Source organism: Enorma sp. (assembly GCF_982429025.1).
The window spans coordinates 14,097-32,699 of the sequence record NZ_CEWCAA010000022.1 but is presented as its reverse complement, the minus strand read 5'-3'; the positions used below and the strand labels follow the sequence as shown (position 1 = coordinate 32,699).

Below are 18,603 nucleotides of genomic sequence, written 5' to 3'. Positions count from 1 at the left end.
CGTGATGGAGCCGCTTCTCGGTGGGCGGCTTGCCGGGAAGCTCCCCGCCTCCGCGCGCCGCATCTTTGATCAGGCTGCCGACCGCATGGTGGGCGAGGGGCCGGGTGCGGTCGAGCTCACGACGCCTGCCGCCTGGGGCCTCTCGTGGGTGTGGGACCACCCCGAGGTCACGATGGTGCTCTCGGGGATGACCGCCCCCGAGATGGTGGACGAGAACGCGCGCATCGCGACAGCCGCACTTCCGGGCGCGCTTTCGGCGGCTCAGCACGAGGCCGTGGCGCGCGTTCTGCAGGTGTTTGAGCGCTCGAACCGTGTGCCTTGCACTGGCTGTAACTACTGCATGCCCTGCCCCCGGGGCATCAACATTCCCGGGTGCTTCGCCGCGTACAACGCGTCGTTTGTCCATGGCTGGTTCACCGGCGTTTCGCAATACTTCACGGCATCGGCGGTGCGTACGGGTTCCCCAAAGCTCGCGAGCAATTGCGTGCGCTGCGGGGCGTGTCTTTCGAATTGCCCGCAGCATATCGAGATTCCTGATCGCCTGCTCGATGTGCAGCGCCGGCTCACTCCGGGCCCGATCGGCGCCGCGCTCAAGCTCATCGCCCGCCGGAAGGGGTGAGCGCGCTCGGAGAGGGTTGCGACGAGCGTCTCGGTGCTACGTGCTCGGCCGGCGGCGAGGCGCTCGAATGTTCTCCCATTCGGGTACCATGCCTCATCATGAGAGGCGATGAGGAGGAATTCCATGCTCACGATCGGATGTCATCTGTCGATTTCGCGGGGGTACGCGGCCATGGGAAGGACGGCGCTCCAGATCGGGGCGAATACCTTTGCGTTCTTCACGCGCAACCCGCGCGGCGGCACGGCAAAGGTGCCGGATCCCGATGATGTCGCGGAACTTCGGCGCATCGCGCGCGAGCATGCGTTCGGTCCGCTCGTGGCGCACGCTCCCTATACCTACAACCTATGCTCGGCGAAGGAGCGCGCGCGGGAGTTCGCGCTCGAGGGTATGCGCGAGGACCTCGAGCGGCTCGAGCTTCTTCCAGGCACGTTCTACAATTTTCACCCTGGCGCGCATGTGGGGCAGGGGATGGAGCGGGGCATCGAGCGTATAGCCGAGGCACTCGGCCACATCATGTTCGAGGGGCAGAGCACGCGCGTGCTGCTCGAGACCATGGCGGGCAAGGGAACCGAGGTGGGCGGGCGCTTCGAGGACCTCGCCCGCATCATCGCGCTCGTTGAGAAGCGCCGCCCGGAGCTTGCCGGAAACCTGGGGGTATGCCTCGATACGTGCCATGTGAGCGATGCGGGCTACGATATCATCCATGACCTCGATGGAGTGCTAAGGGAATTCGACCAGGTCGTTGGGCTCGAGCGGTTATGCGCTGTGCACGTGAATGATTCCAAAAACCCTTGCGGCGCGCGCAAGGACCGTCATGAGCGCATCGGGGATGGGTACCTCGGGCGCGAGGAGCTTGGTGGAGGCTTAGGTGTTTTCGCCGCCGTGACGCGCCATCCGGCTCTTCGTGATTTGCCGTTCATTCTCGAGACGCCGAACGAACTCGCCGGTTACGCAGCGGAGATCAGGCTTCTGCGCGAGCTTGCGGCGTGACGTGCGAGTGCGCGGCATAGCCTTCCTTGTGCGCTCTGCACAAAGTCGGGCCGAGCTCGCACTTCTGGTCGCAGGAGCAGCGGGGTGCCCGGCTCGGCTCCGGGTCACCCAGATCAGTTCTTATCTAGGCGATGATTCCCGCCCTCTGTTTCACCGTGAGCACGCGCCGGACGCTATCGTCGATGCGCTCCTGTGTGAGCGAGCCCGTGGCGATGGCGTCGAGCACGCCTTGATGGGCAGCATGAAGGTCGGGGGTCATGAGCAGGACATCGCCGCCTGCAGCGAAGAAACGGACTGCGGCATCGGCTGGCTCGTAGTTCTCGGTGATGGCTCCCATGGCGAATGAATCCGAGATGATGACGCCGTCGAAGCCGAGCTCTTCGCGGAGGACGTCGTGCATCATGACGCGCGAAAGCGATGCGGGCAGGCCGTCTGCCGCGAAGTTGGGCGTCTCGATGTGTCCAACCATGACCATGGGGCAGCCGGCATCGATAGCCGCACGGAACGGCTCGAACTCGCATGATTCGATCTCGTCGCGCGTGCGCTCGGCATAAACGGCACCGGTATGCGAGTCGCCCGCCGTATCGCCATGTCCGGGAAAGTGCTTAACGCAGGGCAGCGTGCCCGTTTCGAGCATCGCGGCAACCTCTGCCCCAACCATCTGGGCCACCAAGTCCGGGTCGGATCCGAACGATCGCTTGCCGATGGCGGTGTTCTCCGGGTTGGTGAGCACGTCCGCTACCGGGGCAAAATCGAGGTTGAAGCCGATCTCGTGCAGGTAGGACCCAATCGATGTTCCTACGCGCGCGGCGTGTACCGGATCGCCGCTGGCTCCCACGTCGGCCATGTTGGGGAAGCGCTCAACATCGAAGGCGCCGGAGTTGGCAACGCGCGCGACAAGCGGTCCACCTTCCTCGTCGACGCCGAGGAACGGGGCGATTCCGGCGCCCGCCGCACAGCAAAGCTCGCGCGTGCCGGAGATGAGGTCGAGCGTCTGGGTCGTCTCGACGATGTTTTGCTTGAAATACACGAGGCCGCCTACAGGAATCTCTTGCAGGGCGCGCTCGGTCTTGCTGCCCGCGACGGTGGCTTTGGATACGCCGGTGAGCTGCTCGGGCGTAACGAGGAAGAGTTGGGCCACCTTTTGCTCGAGCGTCATGGTGGCGAGCAGGCGCTCGACCGTGCCCTGGGGCTCCGAAGACGATGCGCCTTCCGGCTCCTCGACGGGCTCGTCTGCCGCGTGGCTCGTTCCAGCGGAATCGCTGATCGTCGGTGCGTCGCCCGCAGGCTCGTTTTGGTTGGCGGTGTTCTGGCAGCCTGCCAGGCTGAGTGCGCCAAGGCTGAGCGCGGCGCAGACGCCTCGTCTCGAGATGCTCCTCATAAGCCCCCCTATCGTGATGCAGGAGCACAAGCGTGACAGAGCGCCCATGCGCCGGCAACACTTCAACGCGTGGTTGTACCCCGCTTCGTGTCCCGACGCAGGGCGTCCCTGGTCGTATCCCGAAACGGGGACCCTGGATCTTGCCGTTTCGGTCCGCGGAAGCGGCAAAACACGGGCCCCGTTTGCGTGCTTCGCGTATCGCGTGTCGGGTGCGGCATGTAGAGCGGGGTGGGCCGGGCATGGGTGCGGCGCATGGGCCGGCATGCGCTACCGCGCGGCCGCGATGGATGGCGCGCCTGGCGTGCGCTACAGCGCGCTGCGATAGATGGCGCGCGCGTCGTCGAGCGTGAGCTGCTTGAAGCTCCCGAAGACTTCGCCGCGGTTCAGCGTAAGGCCGGGGATCATGCGCTCGATATCGTCTTCATGCACTTCGAACGCGCCCAGGGTGCGAGGCATGCCAAGCGAGACGAAGAACTCCTGGAGCTCATCGATCGTTGCGGTGACGGCGTCCTCGATCGCCTCGTCGGAGCCGTCCACGGCCTCGATATCGAAGACCTCGTGCGCGAAGGTGAGGAAGCGCTCGGGATGCTCGCGCCATACGTAGCGCATCCATGCCGGGAAGATCACCGCAAGGCCCGCGCCGTGCGTGATGCTCGTGTCGAGGGCCGAGAGCTCGTGCTCGAGCCCATGGCAGGTCCAGTCTCCGTCACGGCTGCCGGGAACGTTGACGCCGCATCCGGCAAGGCCGTTGTGGGCGAGGGTGCCCGCCCACATGAGATTCGCGCGGGCATCGTAGTCGTCCGGCTGCGCCAGGGCGCGCGGGGCGCATTCGATGACGGAGCGAATGATGCCACAGGCGATGTGGTCGGTCACGGGCACGGCGGGCTCGCCCGAGAAGAAGCGCTCCATGACATGCGAGATGATGTCGACTGCGCCGGCGGCCGTCTGGTAGGGCGGCAGCGTATAGGTGAGCTCAGGGTCCATGAAAGCGGCGACGGGACGGTTGAGGTCGGTGTTGATGCCGCATTTGAGGTGCTCGGCATCGTTGCTGATCACCGAGGAATTCGAGGCCTCGGAGCCCGAGGCGGGGAGGGTGGGAACGGCTGCGACGGGAATGCGCTCGGTGGGCGCCGCGCGATGCACGAAGAAGTCCCACACGTCGCCGTCGTAGACCGCTCCGAGTGCGATGGCTTTGGCGGTGTCCATGACCGAGCCGCCTCCCACGGGCACGATCACGTCGATCTTCTCGGAGCGCGCGAGCTCAATGCCCTCGCGAACGAGCGTGATTTCGGGGTTGGGTCGCACGCCACCAAGCTCGACGTGGGCGATGCCGGCTGCGTTGAGCGACGCCTCTACGCGGTCGAGCGTGCCGGCAGCGCGGGCGGAGCCTCCGCCGTAAACGATGAGTGCCTTGGTGCAGCCGATACGGCCGAGCTCGGAGCCTATGGATTCGAGTGCGTTCTTGCCGAAGACGATGCGCGTGGGGGAGTAAAAGGAGAAGTCGTTCATGGGGGCTCCCATCTCGTGGTATTCGTACTTGGTACCGGCCAGGGCATGCTTGCTCCACCGACCTCCTTGAGGGTAGCACGACGGCCGGCCCTGCCGCACCCAGAAGAACGGGCCGCCTGTGAACACCCGTCCCTTCCGCACCCAGAAGAACGGGACAGCTTGCGAAAGCCCGTTCCCGTCGTTCATTCTTGGGCACGAATGTACCGTTATCGGCCCATATTCATCGCGTTAACGACACATTCTTGCCCCAAGTTGAAAGCGCGAGAGACGGATGTGCCAAGGTGCCACCCTTCGCATCCGAGACGCCGCAGACTGCGTCATAATGGAAATAGATATCATGGCGCGGCGCGCAGACGGAGGGAACCTATGGAGCGCATTCGGCTCATCATGAGTGATATCGACGGAACGATTATGCCCCCGGGAAGCAAGAGCGTCTCGGCACGGACTGTTGCGGCCTTCCATGCGGCGCGGGAGGCGGGGATCGTCATTGGCCCTGCAAGCGGACGCGGGCTCCGTCAAATTCCCGCATTTTTTGCGGGCGACGATTCGTGCTGCCTCACCTGCGTTGCGACGAACGGCCTTGAGGTCTATCACGAGGGCGAGAAGATTTGCGAGCGGCGCCCGCCGCGTGCCGCGCTGGAGCAGCTCGTGGACGTTCTTGCCGAAGAGCCCGGAGCGGGAATCGTCGCTTTCGATGGCACGGTCCCGTACCTTTGCTGCGGCGACGTTGGCGACCTTGCCGCCGTTATGCCGGGCTACGCAAAGGCCTGCCGCCCGCTTGGGTGCCTTCCGGATTTCGATGCACTGAAGGTCAACGTGTTCGCGCCTCGTGACATGCCCGCCACCGTTGAGTTCTGCGAGCGTTTGAACCGCTCGATTGAGGGCATCGATTTCGACGTCCCGATGGCGGGGTATCTGAACATCATGCCTGCGGGATGGAATAAGGGTACGGCCCTGCAGTTCCTTTGCGATTATGTGGGCATCTCTGTTGAGGAGGCGGTCGTGTTCGGCGATGCGGGCAACGATTTGACCATGTTCCGCGTCGCGGGGCATCCCGTCGCCGTGGGGAACGCGACACCCGAGGCAAGCGCGGCTGCTCGCTGGCATATCGGGCGCTGCGAGGACGATGCCGTGGCGGCTGCGATCGAGGCGCTCGCAGCGGGGGAGTGGCCCTTCGCCGCGTAGGCTCGCGCGCCGCGACTCGTCCTACGGCTCTTCGAGTATTTCGAGACGAACGATGTCGTCGAGCGGAATGCGCGTTTTTACCACCCAGAGCTTGCGGGCCGCGAGGTCGATATGGGACACGCAGCCGGTGAGCTCCGTATAGGCATCGCGGTCGTAGTAGCGCACACGCACCACCTGCCGCTTGCGCACGCGCTGGACGACGGCCGAGAGCTCGTGCGACTCTTCTTCGGTGAGCTCGTGCCGGGGCTCGGGCACCCGGGCGGCCTCGTGCAGGAGCTCATAGTAGCCGCGGAGCGCGGCAAACGGCATGAACTGTGCCGCGCGGTCGGCCCGGACGCGCCCGTTTGCGGTCGTGCGCGGCGGTTGCCCATCATGCATGGTGCCCTCCCACCTGCTCGTTGCGCTCGCGCGCCGTGGCCTTCTCGGTGAGGCTCATGCCGCGCAGGAGCGCGTTCTTGCCGAACTTACCCTTCACCGCGAGCACGGCTCGCTGTAGGTCGTGCTCGCGCTCATCGGCCGCCACGTCGGTGAAGAGGTCTATCGTTGCGAACTCCTCGGGAACGAGGTTGCCGAGCCCCACGCTCATGCGCCTGATGGGAACGTCTTTGCTCACGCGCTCACTCCACAGTTCATCGAAGGCAGCCATGAGCTTGCGGTATGAATTCGTGAAGCCTGCGAGCTTGCGCGATCCGCCGGCGTGTCCGTAGCCCTTCGGCCCCAGCCGGCGCTTGCCGTGCTCGCCGACGAACACGTCGCCCGGGTTGGCGCGCGAGGGGCTTGCCGGCCCGTCGCCCGTGGTCGCGCCGCCCGCGCCTGCGGCATAGCCCACCGAAAGCGAGATATGGTTCGTGACCTGCCCGCGTTCAACGAGCTCGAGCACCGAGGCATCGATCATCTCCTTGAGCACGGTGTGGGCCTCTTCGAACGTATAGTTGCAGGGCAGCACCTGCCCGTTCACGTACGACGAGGCCGCCGGGCGGTAGGCTTGAATCTCTGCGATGGTGGTGGGCTCGCGGCCGAAGGCATGGTCGATGAGGTACTCCGCATTGACGCCGAACTCGCGGTAGAGTATCTGCTCGTCGAGCGCGGCGACCCCCATAAGGTCGTAGACGTGGTACTTGGCGAGCCTCGCCGCGATGCCGGGGCCGATGCCCCAGATGTCGGTGATGGGCCGATGCGGCCAGATCTGCGCTCGGAACGACTCTTCGTCGAGCACGCCTATGTTGTCGGCCACGTGCTTGGCGGTGATGTCGAGCGCCACCTTGGCGAGGAAGAGGTTCGGCCCGATGCCCGCTGTAGCGCAGACGCCCGTGTCGCGCCGCACTTCGGACATGAGCTTCTCGGCAAAGCTGCGCGCGTCGATGTCGTAGAGCTTGAGGTAGGGCGTCGCATCGATGAAGCATTCGTCGATGGAGTAGGGATGGATGTCGTCGGGGCTTACGTAGCGCAGGTAGACGCCATAGATGCGCGCCGACACCTCCATATAGCGCCGCATGCGCGGCATGGCCTTGATGTATTCGATCCCGCGCGGAATCTCGAAGATGCGGCAGCGGTTGCGCACGCCGAGCGCTTTCATGGCAGGCGATATGGCCAGGCAGATGGTCGTATCGCCGCGCGTGGGGTCGGCTACCACGAGCTTGGTGAGGAACGGGTCGAGCCCTCGGTCGATGCATTCGACCGAGGCGTAGAACGTCTTGAGGTCGATGCACAGGTAGGTGCGCTCATCATCGCGCTCCCTTGCTTCGGCCATGGCGCCTCCCTCGCAGTCCCGTTTGACTCATAGCAAACATACGTTCTATTTCTTGATGTCATGACTATAGCAAATCGAGCGGACAGCTGTTTCGCGGATGAGAAAACTCCTTCTGGTTGAGCGCACGGTTCGCTGCCCCTGCGCGCTGCGTTAGAATAGAGAATGTCCGCGCATGCGGGCGCTACGGCCACAAACAAGGAGGAAGCTATGGCATCTGTCCCCTCGCCGATCGACGCAGTCCAGACACCGGAATGGAAGGCGCTCAAGGAGCATCACGACCGCTTGGAAGAGGAGGGGATCAGCCTTAAGGATTGGTTCGCCGCGGACCCCGACCGCGTGAACAAGCTCTCCTTCGAGGCCGGTGACCTCCACTTCGACCTCTCGAAGAACCTCATCACCGACGAGACCGTGAAGCTTCTCGCCGACCTCGGCCGCGCCGTGCGCGTCGAGGAGCGCCGTGACGAGATGTTCTCGGGCGTCCACATCAACACAACCGAGGACCGTGCCGTGCTGCACACCGCGCTTCGCCGTCCCGCGAGCGAGAAGGGCACGCTCATCGTCGACGGCCAGGATGTCGTGGCCGACGTGCACGAGGTGCTCGACCGCATGTACGCCTTTGCCGAGAAGGTTCGTTCCGGCGCGTGGAAGGGCGTCTCGGGCAAGCGCATCGAGCACGTTGTGTCTGTGGGCATCGGCGGTTCCGACCTCGGCCCCGTCATGGTCTACGAGGCGCTCAAGCCCTATGCCGACGCCGGCATCGATTGCCGCTACATCTCGAACATCGATCCCAACGACGCGGCGGAGAAGCTCAGCGGCCTCGACCCCGAGACCACGCTGGTGATCATCGTTTCCAAGACCTTCACGACGCTCGAGACGCTCACCAACGCTCGCGAGATCAAGGCATGGATGCTCGCCGCGCTCAAGGACGCCGGCGCCATCGACGGCTCCGCCGAGCAGGACGCGGAGGCCATCGAGAAGCACTTCGTGGCCGTGTCCACCGCACTCGACCTCGTGGCCGAGTTCGGTATTAACCCCGAGAACGCCTTCGGCTTCTGGAGCTGGGTGGGAGGCCGTTATTCGGTCGACTCCGCCGTGGGCCTTTCGCTCATCATCGCGTTCGGTCCCGAGCGCTTCCAGCAGTTCCTCGAGGGCTTCCATGCCATCGATGAGTACTTCTGCTCCACGCCGCTCGAGGAGAACGTCGTCGCGCTCATGGGCCTCATGAACGTGTGGTACGTCAACTTCTTCGGCGCGGCGAGCCACGCCGTGCTGCCCTACACGCAGTACCTGCACCGCTTCCCGGCGTATCTGCAGCAGCTCACCATGGAGTCCAACGGCAAGGGCGTCCGCTGGGACGGCACCGCGGTAACCTCCACGACGGGCGAGATCTTCTGGGGCGAGCCGGGCACGAATGGCCAGCATGCGTTCTACCAGCTCATCCATCAGGGAACGCAGATGATCCCCGCCGATTTCATCGCCTTCGCCAACACGGCGCACCCCGCCAAGGACGGCGACCAGGATGTTCATGAGCTCTTCTTGGGCAACTTCCTCGCGCAGACCAAGGCCCTCGCCTTCGGCAAGACGGCCGACGAGGTGCGCGCCGAGGGCACGCCGGAAGAGATCGTGCCGGCGCGCTGCTTCACGGGCAACCGTCCCACGACCTCGATCTTCGGTAGCGAGCTCACTCCGTTCGCGCTCGGCGAGCTCATCGCGCTCTACGAGCACATCACGTTCGTCGAGGGCACGGTCTGGGGCATTGACTCCTACGATCAGTGGGGCGTCGAGCTCGGCAAGCAGCTCGCCAAGCAGATTACGCCTGCATTCCATGACGACGAGGCGCTGGCTGCCCAGGACGCCTCCACGCAGGCGCTCATCCAGTTCTATCGCGCACATCGCAAGTAGCGCTGCTCGCAAGGTCAGGCGCGGGGCGATCGCTTGCGGCCGCCCTGTCGCGTTTGGGGACAGGGGATGAATCGTAGACACCGGGTGTCTACGATTCATCGTTCGCATCGGGTCGTTCGGCCGGGTTGGAGACTATCGAACATGATAGAATCCAGCCCGGCTGCTTTTATGACGGTGGCGTTTCGACGCGGAATGACGTTATACGAGGATGGCGTTTTGTAGAGGAGGGGCGGGGGAGATGTCTGATCGGTTGAAGATGCTCGGCGGCGATGCGCCGGTAGCGCCCGAGGATCGTGCGCCCGGCTTCCTGCGCGGCGCTGGTGCCCGTTCGCCGCTGTTCTGGAAGCTCATGCTCGTGGTGATGGCCCTCATGTGGGGGTATTCATTCTTCATCATGAAGGACACCCTCGACAGCATCCCGACGTTTATGTTGCTCGCATGCCGGTTCCTCATCTCGGCCGCGGTTCTCTTCGTGCTCTTCATGAAGCGCATTCGCGTCCACTTCAACCGCCGGAACATCGTCGTGGGCTGCGCCATGGGCGTCTTCTTGGGGCTCGCCTACGCCTTCCAGACGTTCGGCCTGGCCGAGACCACGGCGGGGAAGAACGCCTTTCTCACGGGTACCTACTGCATCCTCGTACCCTTCGTAAGCTATCTTATGGCGCGCGAGCCGCTCACGCGCTTCAACGTGGGCGCGGCGGCGCTCTGCGTGGCGGGCATCGCGCTCGTGGCGCTCGACAGCTTCTCCATGCAGCGAGGCGATGCATTAACGCTTATCGGCGCAGTGTTTTTCGCTCTCCAGATCGCGACGGCGGCGAAGTACGGGCGCGAGCTCGATGTGAACGTCATCACGTTCTGGATGTTTCTCACCGTAGGCGTCATGGATGCTGTCGCGTCGCTCGCCACTGAGCCCCCGGTCACGGCTGTCTCGTGGACGCCTGAGCTCGTGGGCACCATCCTGTTCCTGGCGCTTTGCTGCACGTGCCTCGGCATGCTCATGCAGAATCTGGGCCTTGCGCACGTTCCCTCATCCACGGGGTCGCTGCTGCTTTCGCTCGAATCGCCGTCGGGAGTCCTCTTCTCGGTGCTCTTCGCCGGAGAGCAGCTGACGATGCGCCTCGTGGCCGGTTTCGCGCTCATCTTCACGTCGATCGTGCTTTCCGAGACGCATTTTTCGTTCCTGCTCAAACCCTACGCACACGTGCGGAAGCGGCGGGAGCGATGAAGAGCGCCATAGCGAAGGGGAGAGAAAGAAGGCGAGGGGCAACGTGACCGAGGCATTTCCATTTTCTGCAGTCATTTTCGATATGGATGGCGTGCTGATCGATTCCGAGGCAGCATATGCCGAGGAGCTTATCGAGGTGTTCGGCGCCCGAGGGCTCGATATCACGAAGGCCGAGATTTTCGGCTTGGTGGGCTCGTCGCAAAAGACGTTCACGACGTCGCTCGCGCGATGGTTCGAGCGCAACGGCTTGGGGTCCTTCACGCCCGAAGATGCGGTGGCGCTCTTCAACCGCTGGACGGAGGGGACCGTATACGATTACGCCGGGATGCTGAACCCCGGCGTGGCCGAGACGCTCGAGGCCCTGCGCGACCGCGGGGTGCGACTGGCACTCGCATCTTCATCTCCTATGGATAACATCGTAGACGTGCTCGGCCAATGCGGCATCGCGGACGCATTCGAAGCTATCGTGAGCGGTGAGCAGTTCCACGAGAGCAAGCCTAATCCCGCGATTTACCTGCACACCTTAGATGTGCTCGGCCTGCCCGCCTCGGCGTGCTGCTGCGTTGAGGACTCCCGGTACGGCATCGAGGCGGGGAAGCGCGCGGGCCTCACCGTTGTCGCCAAGCGCGAGGAGCGCTTCGGGTTCTCGCAGGACGAGGCCGATGTCATCATCGATGCCATTCCCGACCTGCTGGGCGCGTTCGCCCGCTAGGCGGCCTGGTCGCCTGCCGGAGCGAGCCACGTCGTGCATCCTCGTCTCTTGTGCGCATCTATAAGCTGTTATACTAATACAACCTATAACGAATGATACGTGTGTGGCGAACGCTTCCATGTCTTAGCTTCGGTGCGCCGTCTCTTCCGTTCGTCACAGAAAGCGTCGTCTTATGCCATCTGAGCTCAACCCCCGGTCATCGAGTCCGCTTTATCAGCAAGTTATGGACGATATCGTGCACGATATCGCTTCCGGGCTCTATCGCCCCGGTGAGAAGATTCCCTCGGAAGCGGACTTGGGGGATATCTACGACGTGAGCCGCATTACCGTGCGCCGTGCCGTAGAGGAGCTGGTGAAGCAGGGGAAGCTTACCAAGCGGCAGGGCAAGGGCACGTTCGTCAACGAGGCGGAGGAGGGACCGTCGTCGTTCCAAAACGATGACATCGTGCAAAGCTTCTCGGTTACCTGCGAGGCCAACGGCGTGGTCCCCGGCGCCGTTTTGGTGACGCGCGAGCTCGCGCCGCTTCCCGACGGCGGCGCGGCCTTTTTCGGCGGCGCGTGCGATGGCCGGGCGGTGCGCGTGAAGCGCGTGCGCACGGCAGACGGCAGGCCTCTCATGGTGGAGGACAATTTCTTTGATCCAGAACGGTATCAGTTCCTGCCTGAGAGCGACCTCGACGGCTGCTCCATCTTTCGCCTGATCGAGGAGCGCTGCGGGCTTGTCCCGCGCAACAGCGACTCCTGCGTGCTCAGCATGGAGCGCGCGGACATCGAGCTTGCGGGGCTGCTGCAGGTTCCGGAAAACGAGCCGCTCTTTTCCGTGCGTGGCGAGTATCTCGACCAATACGGCAACCCGATGTTTTTAGGCATCCAGCATGTGGTGGGGAAGCACTACAGTTTCCGTCTGTAATGAGTCAAAATGGGACGGGGTTGTTTTGCACCATTTCGGGCCCACGCATTCGGGTCTTGTCCTTGATGGTGCAAAACAACCCCGTCCCATTTTGACTCATTTTGACTGTAAAGAATAAAACGTCATATAACGTAATAACGCTCACCGACTGAATCCTACCGTTCACCCGGAATAGATATAACGTCTTATAACGATACTGCTATCTTCTAAGCAACGCGAACGACAGCCAACTGCCATCGCGTGGGCCAGACGCATCGAACAACGAGAAAGGAATGCTCATGGCTGAGACCGAGAAAGTTGAGATCATGAACTTCGACCAGGAGGGTTATCTCGAGGACGGCAAGGCGCTCGTCGAGACCGGCAAGAAGATGGCGGCCATGGCCGACCAGATCGCCGACGAGGGATACGACGCGATCTTCCTCATGGGCGTCGGCGGCACCTGGGATGAGCTCATGCAGCTCGAGTACCTCATGAACAAGTTCGGCGACAAGGACCTCGAGGTCTACCTCATCCACGCCGCCGAGTGGAACGTCTCCGGCCACAAGCGCATGACCGAGAAGTCCGTCGTCCTCACCGCCTCCGAGTCCGGCACCACGCCCGAGGTCCTCGAGGCCGTGAAGAAGATGAAGGAGATGGGCATCCGCGTCATCGCCATGACGAGCCCCGAGGGCCCCATCGGCCAGGCCGTGGGCGCCGAGGGCTGCGTCAAGATGGCGAGCGACCACGGCTCGGGCGGCTGCGAGAAGGGCTACTACCTCGCCGACTGCTTCGGCCTGCGCCTCCTCTACCGTCGCGGCTGCTTCCCGAAGTACGACCTGTTCATCGAGCAGACCAAGGACATCTGGAAGGACCTGCTCGACATCCGCAAGAAGTTCGAGCCCAAGGCCGAGGAGCTCGCCAAGAAGTACGCCCTCGCTCCCTACACCATGTTCGTGGGCTCCGGCGCGCTCTGGGGTGAGACGATCCTCTTCGCCATGTGCATCCTCGAGGAGATGCAGTGGAAGCGCACCCGCTACATCACCTCGGCTGACTTCTTCCACGGCACCCTCGAGCTCGTCGAGAAGGACGTGCCCGTGTTCCTGTTCAAGGGCGAGGACGAGTGCCGCAAGCTCGACGAGCGCGTCGATGCCTTCCTCACCAACTTCGCGGACCGCACCAAGGACGAGGACATCGTGGTGATCGACACCGCTGAGTACGCCATCCCCGGCCTCGACGACGACTTCCGCGTCATCGTCTCCCCGTGGATTCTCACGATCCTCGTGACCGACCGCCTGGCCCGCTACTACGAGACGGTCACCAAGCACAACCTCAAGTATCGTCGTTACTATCACCAGTTCGACTACTAAGGGCTGCGCCTGGTTCCAGGCACGCATAGACCAAGGTCGATGAAGGGCGGCCGGGAGCTCGGCTCCCGGCCGCTTTTTGCCGAATGAGCGAGGTGCGCATGAACACGGGATATCTATGGTTGCTGGGCACAGCTGTCGCATGGAGCTTTTCAGGTGTCTTCACGAAGCTCAACAGCCAGCCCGGCTTCCTTATCAGCGCGGTGTCCTCCGTGGTCGCCCTGCTGTTCTACTTCATCATCATCCGTCCCACGATTCGCGTCTCGAAGCTCGTGGTGGCAGCCGGCATCGCATCCTACCTGATGGGCATCACCTTCACCTATGCCAATAAGCTTACGAGCGTGGGCAGCGCGATCGTGCTGCAGTACAGCTCCATGGCATTCGTGGCGCTCTATGAAGCCATCGAGCAGCGCCGCGTGCCGCCCGCCCGCAAGGTGTTCGTGATCGTGATGGCGCTGAGCGGCATGGTCGTGTTCTTCCTCGACAGCCTTTCCTTCGAGCACGTGCTGGGGAACCTGCTCGCCATCATCTCGGGCGCGTTCTTTGGGCTCATGTTCTTCCTGAATGCCAAACGGGGCTCGTCGCCCGTCACCTCGGCGATGATCAGCTGCGCCATCTCCGTCCTCCCCGGCCTGCTCTTCTTACCGCAGCTTCCTCACGTTGCGCCGCGCGAATGGGCGCTCATGGCGGCAGGCGGAATCGTATGCTCAGGGCTTGCGAACGTGTGCTTCGCGCGCGGCATCAAGCGCGCCCAGCCGCTCACGGCGAACCTCATCACCATGCTCGAGGTCGTCTTTGCGCCTACCTGGGCGTTCATCTTCTTCCATGAGAGCTTCGGCCGCTTTGCCCTCGTGGGCACCGTGCTCATCATCGGCAGCATCGTGGTGAACCTTGTGCTCGAGCAGCGCGAAAAGAGCCCACGTGCGTTGCAGTCCGGCTCCGAGAACGCCTGTTCGAAACGCGCCCTGTAACGCTACGGTTTCGTGGACATTCGCCAACGAAGCCCCTCCCATCCTGCCGCTCGGGGGAGACCCGCTGCCATCTACGGATTGGAATTGGTATCAAATTGCTTGAATAGGTATAGTTGAAGCAAGAGATGCCAAGAGGGAACGGAGACGAGCATGATGGAGCCCCAGACGGACAACGGCACGTTCGAGGCGACGCGCACCATACTCGCGCCCATGCCCGTGCTCGGTATCCCCGAAGTCCTTGTCGATGAAGCGCGCGGCCTGTGGAGCGTGCGCGCCGCGGGCGCGGAGCAGCCCTCCATCTATCGATGCTCCGATATCCGCTCCTGCGAGGTCTTTGAGGTCGAGGGCGACCAGCAGCCTGAGCCGGAGGGGTTTCGTGCGCTCGGTGACATCCTCGCTAATCCCATGGCCGTCTCGCGAGCCAACGCGGCGCGCCGCCGGGACCGCGTTTTCGGCGTCGGTGTGCTCGTCGAGATGGCAGAGCCCGTTGCACCTGTTCGGATTGGCCTGTGGGCACGGCAGCTTAAGCGGGGGTCGCGCGCCTATCGTAACGTTGTGGACAGCGCGCAGGAGCTCAAGCGCACCTTCGATATCATGATAACGGGTGAGCTCCATGGCTAAATGCGTTGAGGTCTCTCCGTTCGATCGGGCGTATGAGGGCATCATGGAATATATCTCCGCCCACGGCCTCGTGGAGGGCGATCGCCTTCCTTCGGAGCGCGAGCTCTGCGTCCTGCTTGATGTGTCGCGCACGACACTGAGGAGTGCGCTCGCTCAGCTCGTCGCCGAGCATGTGGTGGAGAGCCGACCCGGTGCGGGTAGCTTTGTGTGTCCTTCCCGGCCCACCAACCACTTGGATGATCTTTCCGGGTTCAGCGAGATCGTGCGCAAGACCGGCGCTGAACCGCGTTCCCGTGTTATTGGCAGCAGTATCTTCGCTTGCCCGGACGAGATCGCCGGACGCCTCAACCTTGCAGCTGGCGACCACGTGTTCGAATTGCGCCGCGTGCGTGGCGTGGAGGACGTGGCGGTGTGCGTGGAGACGGCCTATGTGCCCGCTTCTGCATTCCCCGGTATCGAGCGCATCGATTTCGCACGCGAGTCGCTCACCGATGTGCTGGGGATTCGCTATGGACGGGATACCGTTCACACGCGTCTCACCGTCTCGGTGAGACGTGCTAGCGCAGAGGAGGCGGCGCTTCTTTCCATTTCCGAGGGAGCTCTCGTCTTCTTCGAGTGCGGTGTGCGTGCTGACGCCTCGTACGCTCCCTTGGAATACGGTGAGACCGTCTACGTTCCCGAGCTTTTCGGCATGTCATACAACACGGTGTTTACGATGGACTGCAAGCGCCGGGTACGGAAGGAGGTGCCCGCATGACGAAGGGCTACAGCAGCGCACCATGGCTCAACGAAGACGCTGAACCGGCGCATCTTCCGCTGTACCTGCGTATTCGCCGAACTATCCGCAGTCAAATCGACAGCGGTGCCTTTACACCGGGGGCGGCGATTCCCTCGGAATCGGATCTCGCCCAGCAATACGGCACCACGAAGCTCACCATACGCAACGCCATCGACGGCCTCATCGATGAGGGGCTTCTGTTCCGCGTCCAGGGAAAGGGCACGTTCGTCACGCATGGTCTTCAGGCGAACAGCTCCTCCCGTGGTCCGCGCGGATTTCGTGCCAGTCAGAGCGATTTACAGCATCATCCGAGCGTGCGCGTGCTCGAGACGTCGCTTCGCCCTGCGGGAGCTCACTACGCCCGGCTGTTCGAGGTATCGCCTGAAAGCAACCTATTTCAGGTGAGACGTTTGAACCGTGTGGATGGCGAGCCGTTTGCTATCGAGAGCGCTCTCGTGCCGTGCGAGCTCTTTCCGGGCATCGAGACCATAGACGTCTCGCTTTTCAGTTTGTATGAGTTCTATGCATTGCGCGGTCACGAGGTCGTCCGTGCACAGGAATGGCTCGAAGCCTGCAATCTCAAACCGCGCGAGGCGCAGCTGTTGCGGGGGAGCGTCGATGATCCCGCGCTCGGAATCCGCTGCGTGAGCTACGACGCCAACGACCGTGCTCTCGAGTACGTCACTTCGGTGGCGATCGGGAAATACGCCTGCTATTCCGTGCTGCAGTGAAGAAGGTCGCCTTGTCTCGTACACGGGTAGAGGATATATATACCGCTTATCGACTTTTTCATACCACTTAGCCAGTTTTCTAGTTATCAGGAGATAGGGGCGGTCGCAAGTGTCTATCCTGATTACTGTATTGGTCTGAAAAACAGTCCACATATATAGATTCGCAGTTGACGGGAGAGGCAACGGAAAGGGGGACGCGATGGGAGAAACCTGGCAGATCGCGGCGATGAACTGCCATTACCGCTTCTACTCCCTTGAGAGTTTTTTCCGCGATGCGCGCGATGCCGGATATGCCGCTGCCGAGGTGTGGTGCGGCCCCATGCACTTCGCGCTCGATTGGGCGCGCCACGACGACCCGCAGGTCCTCACCGAGCTTGCGAACCGCTACGGCGTGAAGATCATCGGCATCTGCCCTGAGCAGACGAACCCCAAGCCCGCGAACATGGCGGCGCGCGGCGAGGAAGCGCAGGAGCGCACCTTCGCCTCGTTCAAGAACGTCATCGACGTTGCTCGCGATACGCAGGCGGGAAAGATCGTCGTTACGAGCGGCTGGGGATTTCTCGATGAACCGCGAGAGGACGCCTGGGAGCGTAGCGTCGCGATGCTGCGCAACGTCGTCTCCTATGCGGCCGAGCAGGGCGTCGTGCCCACGATAGAGGCGCTCCAGCGCGATGAGACGAATCTCGTCCGCTCCGCCGAGGAGCTCGAGCGCCTGCTCGATGATGTCGCCGATGACCGTTTGGGCGTCTGCCTCGACCTTGGCGCCGCTTGGCGCGCCGGCGATACGATCCCCGGCTATTTCAAGCGTTTCGGCACGCGCATCAAGCATATGCATTTCTCCGATATCGGGCAGGTGAGCCACCTTGCCTGGGGAGACGGTGCCCGTGATTTGCCGTCTGACCTTGCAGCGCTCGCGCGTTGCGGCTACACGGGCCCGCTCTCATTCGAAATCGTCAATGCTCGCTATCACACCGATCCAGCTGCTGCACTCTCGCAGTCGGCTCGGCAGTACCGTGCGGCCCTCGATATGGTGAAGGAGGTGTACCAATGAGGCATATGGTAATTGCGTCGCATGCGCACTTCGCTGCCGGCATCTCCGAGGCGCTTTCCTTCTTGGGAGGCGGCGCGGGCGTCGACATCAAGGTCATCTGCGCGTTCGTCGATGGGAAGAACGATATCGCCCAGGCAGTCGCCGACACGCTTGCCGAGATTCCTGCGGAAGACGAGGTGCTCGTCTGCACCGACATCTTCGGTGGGAGCGTGAACAACGAGTTCACGAATGTCGTGCAGCAACGGGAGAACATTCATCTCGTGACGAATATGAACCTGCCGCTTTTGATCTCGCTTTTGTTCTCCATCAACGAGCCCGATCTGGCTGCAGCGATTCGCGCCGCCGTGTCGACCGATGAGGTTCGGCCGAAGTACTGCAACGACGAGCTGGCTGCGCTCAATGCGGACGACGAGGATTTTTAGAAAAGGAAAAGGAGGGAAACGATGATTCTTCTCACGCGCGTCGACCATCGATTGCTTCACGGGCAGGTTGCAACCTCATGGGTCGGAACCTTGGGAGCTGATTGCATCTTCTGCGTCGGCGACCATGTGGCGAACGACCCAGTGTGGAAGACCACGCTCAAGCTCGGCAAGCCCGCCGGCTGCAAGCTCGTGATTAAGGACATGGCGCATGCCATCGAGGCGATCAACAGCGGTGTGACCGACAAGTACAAGATGATCATCTGCGTGCAGACCATCGCCGAGGCAAAGCAGCTCATCGATGGATGCCCGCAGATTAAGAGCCTCAACCTTGGCAACACCAAGGAGTCTTCGACGACGAAGACCATCGCGCGCCAGGTGTTCCTGGAGCCTGAGGAGGAGGAGATCCTCCGCGAGCTCGGTGCCCGCGGTGTCGAGGTCGAAATTCGCGGGCTTGCAGAAGAGCCAAAGGTAGACGCCCTGAAGCTCATCTAGGGCATCACCGT

The 18,603-nt window shown here is 62.8% G+C and carries 19 protein-coding genes; 15 read left to right on the top strand and 4 right to left on the bottom strand.

The window, feature by feature from the left end:
• A partial coding sequence (locus AC1VS5_RS05370; RefSeq protein ID WP_481217942.1) for a 4Fe-4S dicluster domain-containing protein occupies nucleotides 1-619 on the top strand: 619 nt, incomplete at its 5' end.
• Nucleotides 620-742: 123 nt separating this feature from the next.
• The gene (locus AC1VS5_RS05365) at nucleotides 743-1,609 is read left to right on the top strand and encodes a deoxyribonuclease IV (protein WP_481217941.1); all 867 of its coding nucleotides are present in this window, start codon (nucleotides 743-745) and stop codon (nucleotides 1,607-1,609) included.
• 124 nt (nucleotides 1,610-1,733) lie between these two features.
• On the opposite strand, the gene AC1VS5_RS05360 is transcribed toward AC1VS5_RS05365, so the two are convergent.
• On the bottom strand, nucleotides 1,734-2,990 hold the full coding sequence (locus AC1VS5_RS05360) for a glycoside hydrolase family 3 protein (RefSeq protein ID WP_481217940.1): 1,257 nt from the start codon (nucleotides 2,988-2,990) through the stop codon (nucleotides 1,734-1,736).
• A gap of 306 nt (nucleotides 2,991-3,296) precedes the next feature.
• Nucleotides 3,297-4,499 carry an iron-containing alcohol dehydrogenase gene (locus AC1VS5_RS05355; protein WP_481217939.1) on the bottom strand — a complete coding sequence of 401 codons (1,203 nt, stop codon included), beginning with the start codon at nucleotides 4,497-4,499 and terminating at the stop codon, nucleotides 3,297-3,299.
• A 366-nt stretch (nucleotides 4,500-4,865) separates the two neighbouring features.
• Between AC1VS5_RS05355 and AC1VS5_RS05350 the strand changes: the two genes are divergently transcribed.
• A complete protein-coding gene (locus AC1VS5_RS05350; protein ID WP_276868782.1) occupies nucleotides 4,866-5,684 on the top strand; it encodes an HAD family hydrolase in 819 nt (272 codons plus the stop codon).
• A 21-nt stretch (nucleotides 5,685-5,705) separates the two neighbouring features.
• On the opposite strand, the gene AC1VS5_RS05345 is transcribed toward AC1VS5_RS05350, so the two are convergent.
• Both AC1VS5_RS05345 and AC1VS5_RS05340 read right to left on the bottom strand, forming a co-directional pair.
• The gene (locus tag AC1VS5_RS05345; protein ID WP_481217938.1) at nucleotides 5,706-6,062 is read right to left on the bottom strand and encodes a YolD-like family protein; all 357 of its coding nucleotides are present in this window, start codon (nucleotides 6,060-6,062) and stop codon (nucleotides 5,706-5,708) included.
• Nucleotides 6,055-7,434, bottom strand: a complete 1,380-nt coding sequence (locus AC1VS5_RS05340; RefSeq protein WP_481217937.1) for a Y-family DNA polymerase — start codon at nucleotides 7,432-7,434, stop codon at nucleotides 6,055-6,057. Before AC1VS5_RS05340 ends, AC1VS5_RS05345 begins: the two co-directional genes overlap by 8 nt.
• Before the next feature lie 207 nt (nucleotides 7,435-7,641).
• Here AC1VS5_RS05340 and pgi point away from each other — a divergent pair, with 207 nt between their 5' ends.
• The 12 genes from pgi to AC1VS5_RS05280 all read left to right on the top strand — a co-directional run bounded on the left by pgi (nucleotide 7,642) and on the right by AC1VS5_RS05280 (nucleotide 18,592).
• Nucleotides 7,642-9,336 (top strand): glucose-6-phosphate isomerase, encoded by a 1,695-nt coding sequence (pgi, locus tag AC1VS5_RS05335; RefSeq protein WP_276868787.1) that lies wholly within the window; start codon nucleotides 7,642-7,644, stop codon nucleotides 9,334-9,336.
• 238 nt (nucleotides 9,337-9,574) lie between these two features.
• Nucleotides 9,575-10,561: a DMT family transporter gene (locus AC1VS5_RS05330; protein ID WP_204665901.1), complete on the top strand. Its 987-nt coding sequence runs from the start codon at nucleotides 9,575-9,577 to the stop codon at nucleotides 10,559-10,561.
• A gap of 43 nt (nucleotides 10,562-10,604) precedes the next feature.
• Complete coding sequence (locus tag AC1VS5_RS05325) at nucleotides 10,605-11,273, top strand: HAD family hydrolase (RefSeq protein ID WP_481217936.1); 669 nt, start codon at nucleotides 10,605-10,607, stop codon at nucleotides 11,271-11,273.
• A gap of 172 nt (nucleotides 11,274-11,445) precedes the next feature.
• Nucleotides 11,446-12,183, top strand: coding sequence for a GntR family transcriptional regulator (locus AC1VS5_RS05320; protein ID WP_481217935.1), 738 nt, complete (start codon nucleotides 11,446-11,448; stop codon nucleotides 12,181-12,183).
• 278 nt (nucleotides 12,184-12,461) lie between these two features.
• Nucleotides 12,462-13,529 carry an SIS domain-containing protein gene (locus tag AC1VS5_RS05315; protein ID WP_022349152.1) on the top strand — a complete coding sequence of 356 codons (1,068 nt, stop codon included), beginning with the start codon at nucleotides 12,462-12,464 and terminating at the stop codon, nucleotides 13,527-13,529.
• A gap of 98 nt (nucleotides 13,530-13,627) precedes the next feature.
• A complete protein-coding gene (locus AC1VS5_RS05310) occupies nucleotides 13,628-14,497 on the top strand; it encodes a DMT family transporter (RefSeq protein WP_418742223.1) in 870 nt (289 codons plus the stop codon).
• Between the two features lie 150 nt (nucleotides 14,498-14,647).
• Nucleotides 14,648-15,118, top strand: a complete 471-nt coding sequence (locus tag AC1VS5_RS05305; protein ID WP_481217934.1) for a hypothetical protein — start codon at nucleotides 14,648-14,650, stop codon at nucleotides 15,116-15,118.
• On the top strand, nucleotides 15,111-15,875 hold the full coding sequence (locus AC1VS5_RS05300) for a GntR family transcriptional regulator (RefSeq protein ID WP_481217933.1): 765 nt from the start codon (nucleotides 15,111-15,113) through the stop codon (nucleotides 15,873-15,875). The genes AC1VS5_RS05305 and AC1VS5_RS05300 overlap by 8 nt, the downstream gene beginning before the upstream one ends.
• Nucleotides 15,872-16,627 (top strand): GntR family transcriptional regulator, encoded by a 756-nt coding sequence (locus AC1VS5_RS05295; RefSeq protein WP_287747903.1) that lies wholly within the window; start codon nucleotides 15,872-15,874, stop codon nucleotides 16,625-16,627. Before AC1VS5_RS05300 ends, AC1VS5_RS05295 begins: the two co-directional genes overlap by 4 nt.
• A 199-nt stretch (nucleotides 16,628-16,826) precedes the next feature.
• Entirely contained in the window at nucleotides 16,827-17,678 is an 852-nt protein-coding gene (locus AC1VS5_RS05290; protein ID WP_481217932.1) for a sugar phosphate isomerase/epimerase family protein, read from the top strand.
• On the top strand, nucleotides 17,675-18,100 hold the full coding sequence (locus AC1VS5_RS05285) for a PTS sugar transporter subunit IIA (protein WP_019128063.1): 426 nt from the start codon (nucleotides 17,675-17,677) through the stop codon (nucleotides 18,098-18,100). The genes AC1VS5_RS05290 and AC1VS5_RS05285 overlap by 4 nt, the downstream gene beginning before the upstream one ends.
• Before the next feature lie 21 nt (nucleotides 18,101-18,121).
• A complete protein-coding gene (locus AC1VS5_RS05280; RefSeq protein ID WP_019128064.1) occupies nucleotides 18,122-18,592 on the top strand; it encodes a PTS sugar transporter subunit IIB in 471 nt (156 codons plus the stop codon).
• Nucleotides 18,593-18,603: the final 11 nt, after the last annotated feature.

Excerpts from the sequence above, each read along its gene's own strand:
- AC1VS5_RS05320 (WP_481217935.1), top strand. The coding sequence starts at position 11,446 with ATGCCATCTGAGCTCAACCCCCGGTCATCGAGTCCGCTTTATCAGCAA.
- AC1VS5_RS05355 (WP_481217939.1), bottom strand. The coding sequence starts at position 4,499 with ATGAACGACTTCTCCTTTTACTCCCCCACGCGCATCGTCTTCGGCAAG.
- pgi (WP_276868787.1), top strand. The coding sequence starts at position 7,642 with ATGGCATCTGTCCCCTCGCCGATCGACGCAGTCCAGACACCGGAATGG.
- AC1VS5_RS05315 (WP_022349152.1), top strand. The coding sequence starts at position 12,462 with ATGGCTGAGACCGAGAAAGTTGAGATCATGAACTTCGACCAGGAGGGT.
- AC1VS5_RS05310 (WP_418742223.1), top strand. The coding sequence starts at position 13,628 with ATGAACACGGGATATCTATGGTTGCTGGGCACAGCTGTCGCATGGAGC.
- AC1VS5_RS05300 (WP_481217933.1), top strand. The coding sequence starts at position 15,111 with ATGGCTAAATGCGTTGAGGTCTCTCCGTTCGATCGGGCGTATGAGGGC.
- AC1VS5_RS05365 (WP_481217941.1), top strand. The coding sequence starts at position 743 with ATGCTCACGATCGGATGTCATCTGTCGATTTCGCGGGGGTACGCGGCC.
- AC1VS5_RS05305 (WP_481217934.1), top strand. The coding sequence starts at position 14,648 with ATGATGGAGCCCCAGACGGACAACGGCACGTTCGAGGCGACGCGCACC.
- AC1VS5_RS05345 (WP_481217938.1), bottom strand. The coding sequence starts at position 6,062 with ATGCATGATGGGCAACCGCCGCGCACGACCGCAAACGGGCGCGTCCGG.
- AC1VS5_RS05290 (WP_481217932.1), top strand. The coding sequence starts at position 16,827 with ATGGGAGAAACCTGGCAGATCGCGGCGATGAACTGCCATTACCGCTTC.
- AC1VS5_RS05295 (WP_287747903.1), top strand. The coding sequence starts at position 15,872 with ATGACGAAGGGCTACAGCAGCGCACCATGGCTCAACGAAGACGCTGAA.
- AC1VS5_RS05360 (WP_481217940.1), bottom strand. The coding sequence starts at position 2,990 with ATGAGGAGCATCTCGAGACGAGGCGTCTGCGCCGCGCTCAGCCTTGGC.
- AC1VS5_RS05285 (WP_019128063.1), top strand. The coding sequence starts at position 17,675 with ATGAGGCATATGGTAATTGCGTCGCATGCGCACTTCGCTGCCGGCATC.
- AC1VS5_RS05280 (WP_019128064.1), top strand. The coding sequence starts at position 18,122 with ATGATTCTTCTCACGCGCGTCGACCATCGATTGCTTCACGGGCAGGTT.
- AC1VS5_RS05330 (WP_204665901.1), top strand. The coding sequence starts at position 9,575 with ATGTCTGATCGGTTGAAGATGCTCGGCGGCGATGCGCCGGTAGCGCCC.
- AC1VS5_RS05340 (WP_481217937.1), bottom strand. The coding sequence starts at position 7,434 with ATGGCCGAAGCAAGGGAGCGCGATGATGAGCGCACCTACCTGTGCATC.
- AC1VS5_RS05350 (WP_276868782.1), top strand. The coding sequence starts at position 4,866 with ATGGAGCGCATTCGGCTCATCATGAGTGATATCGACGGAACGATTATG.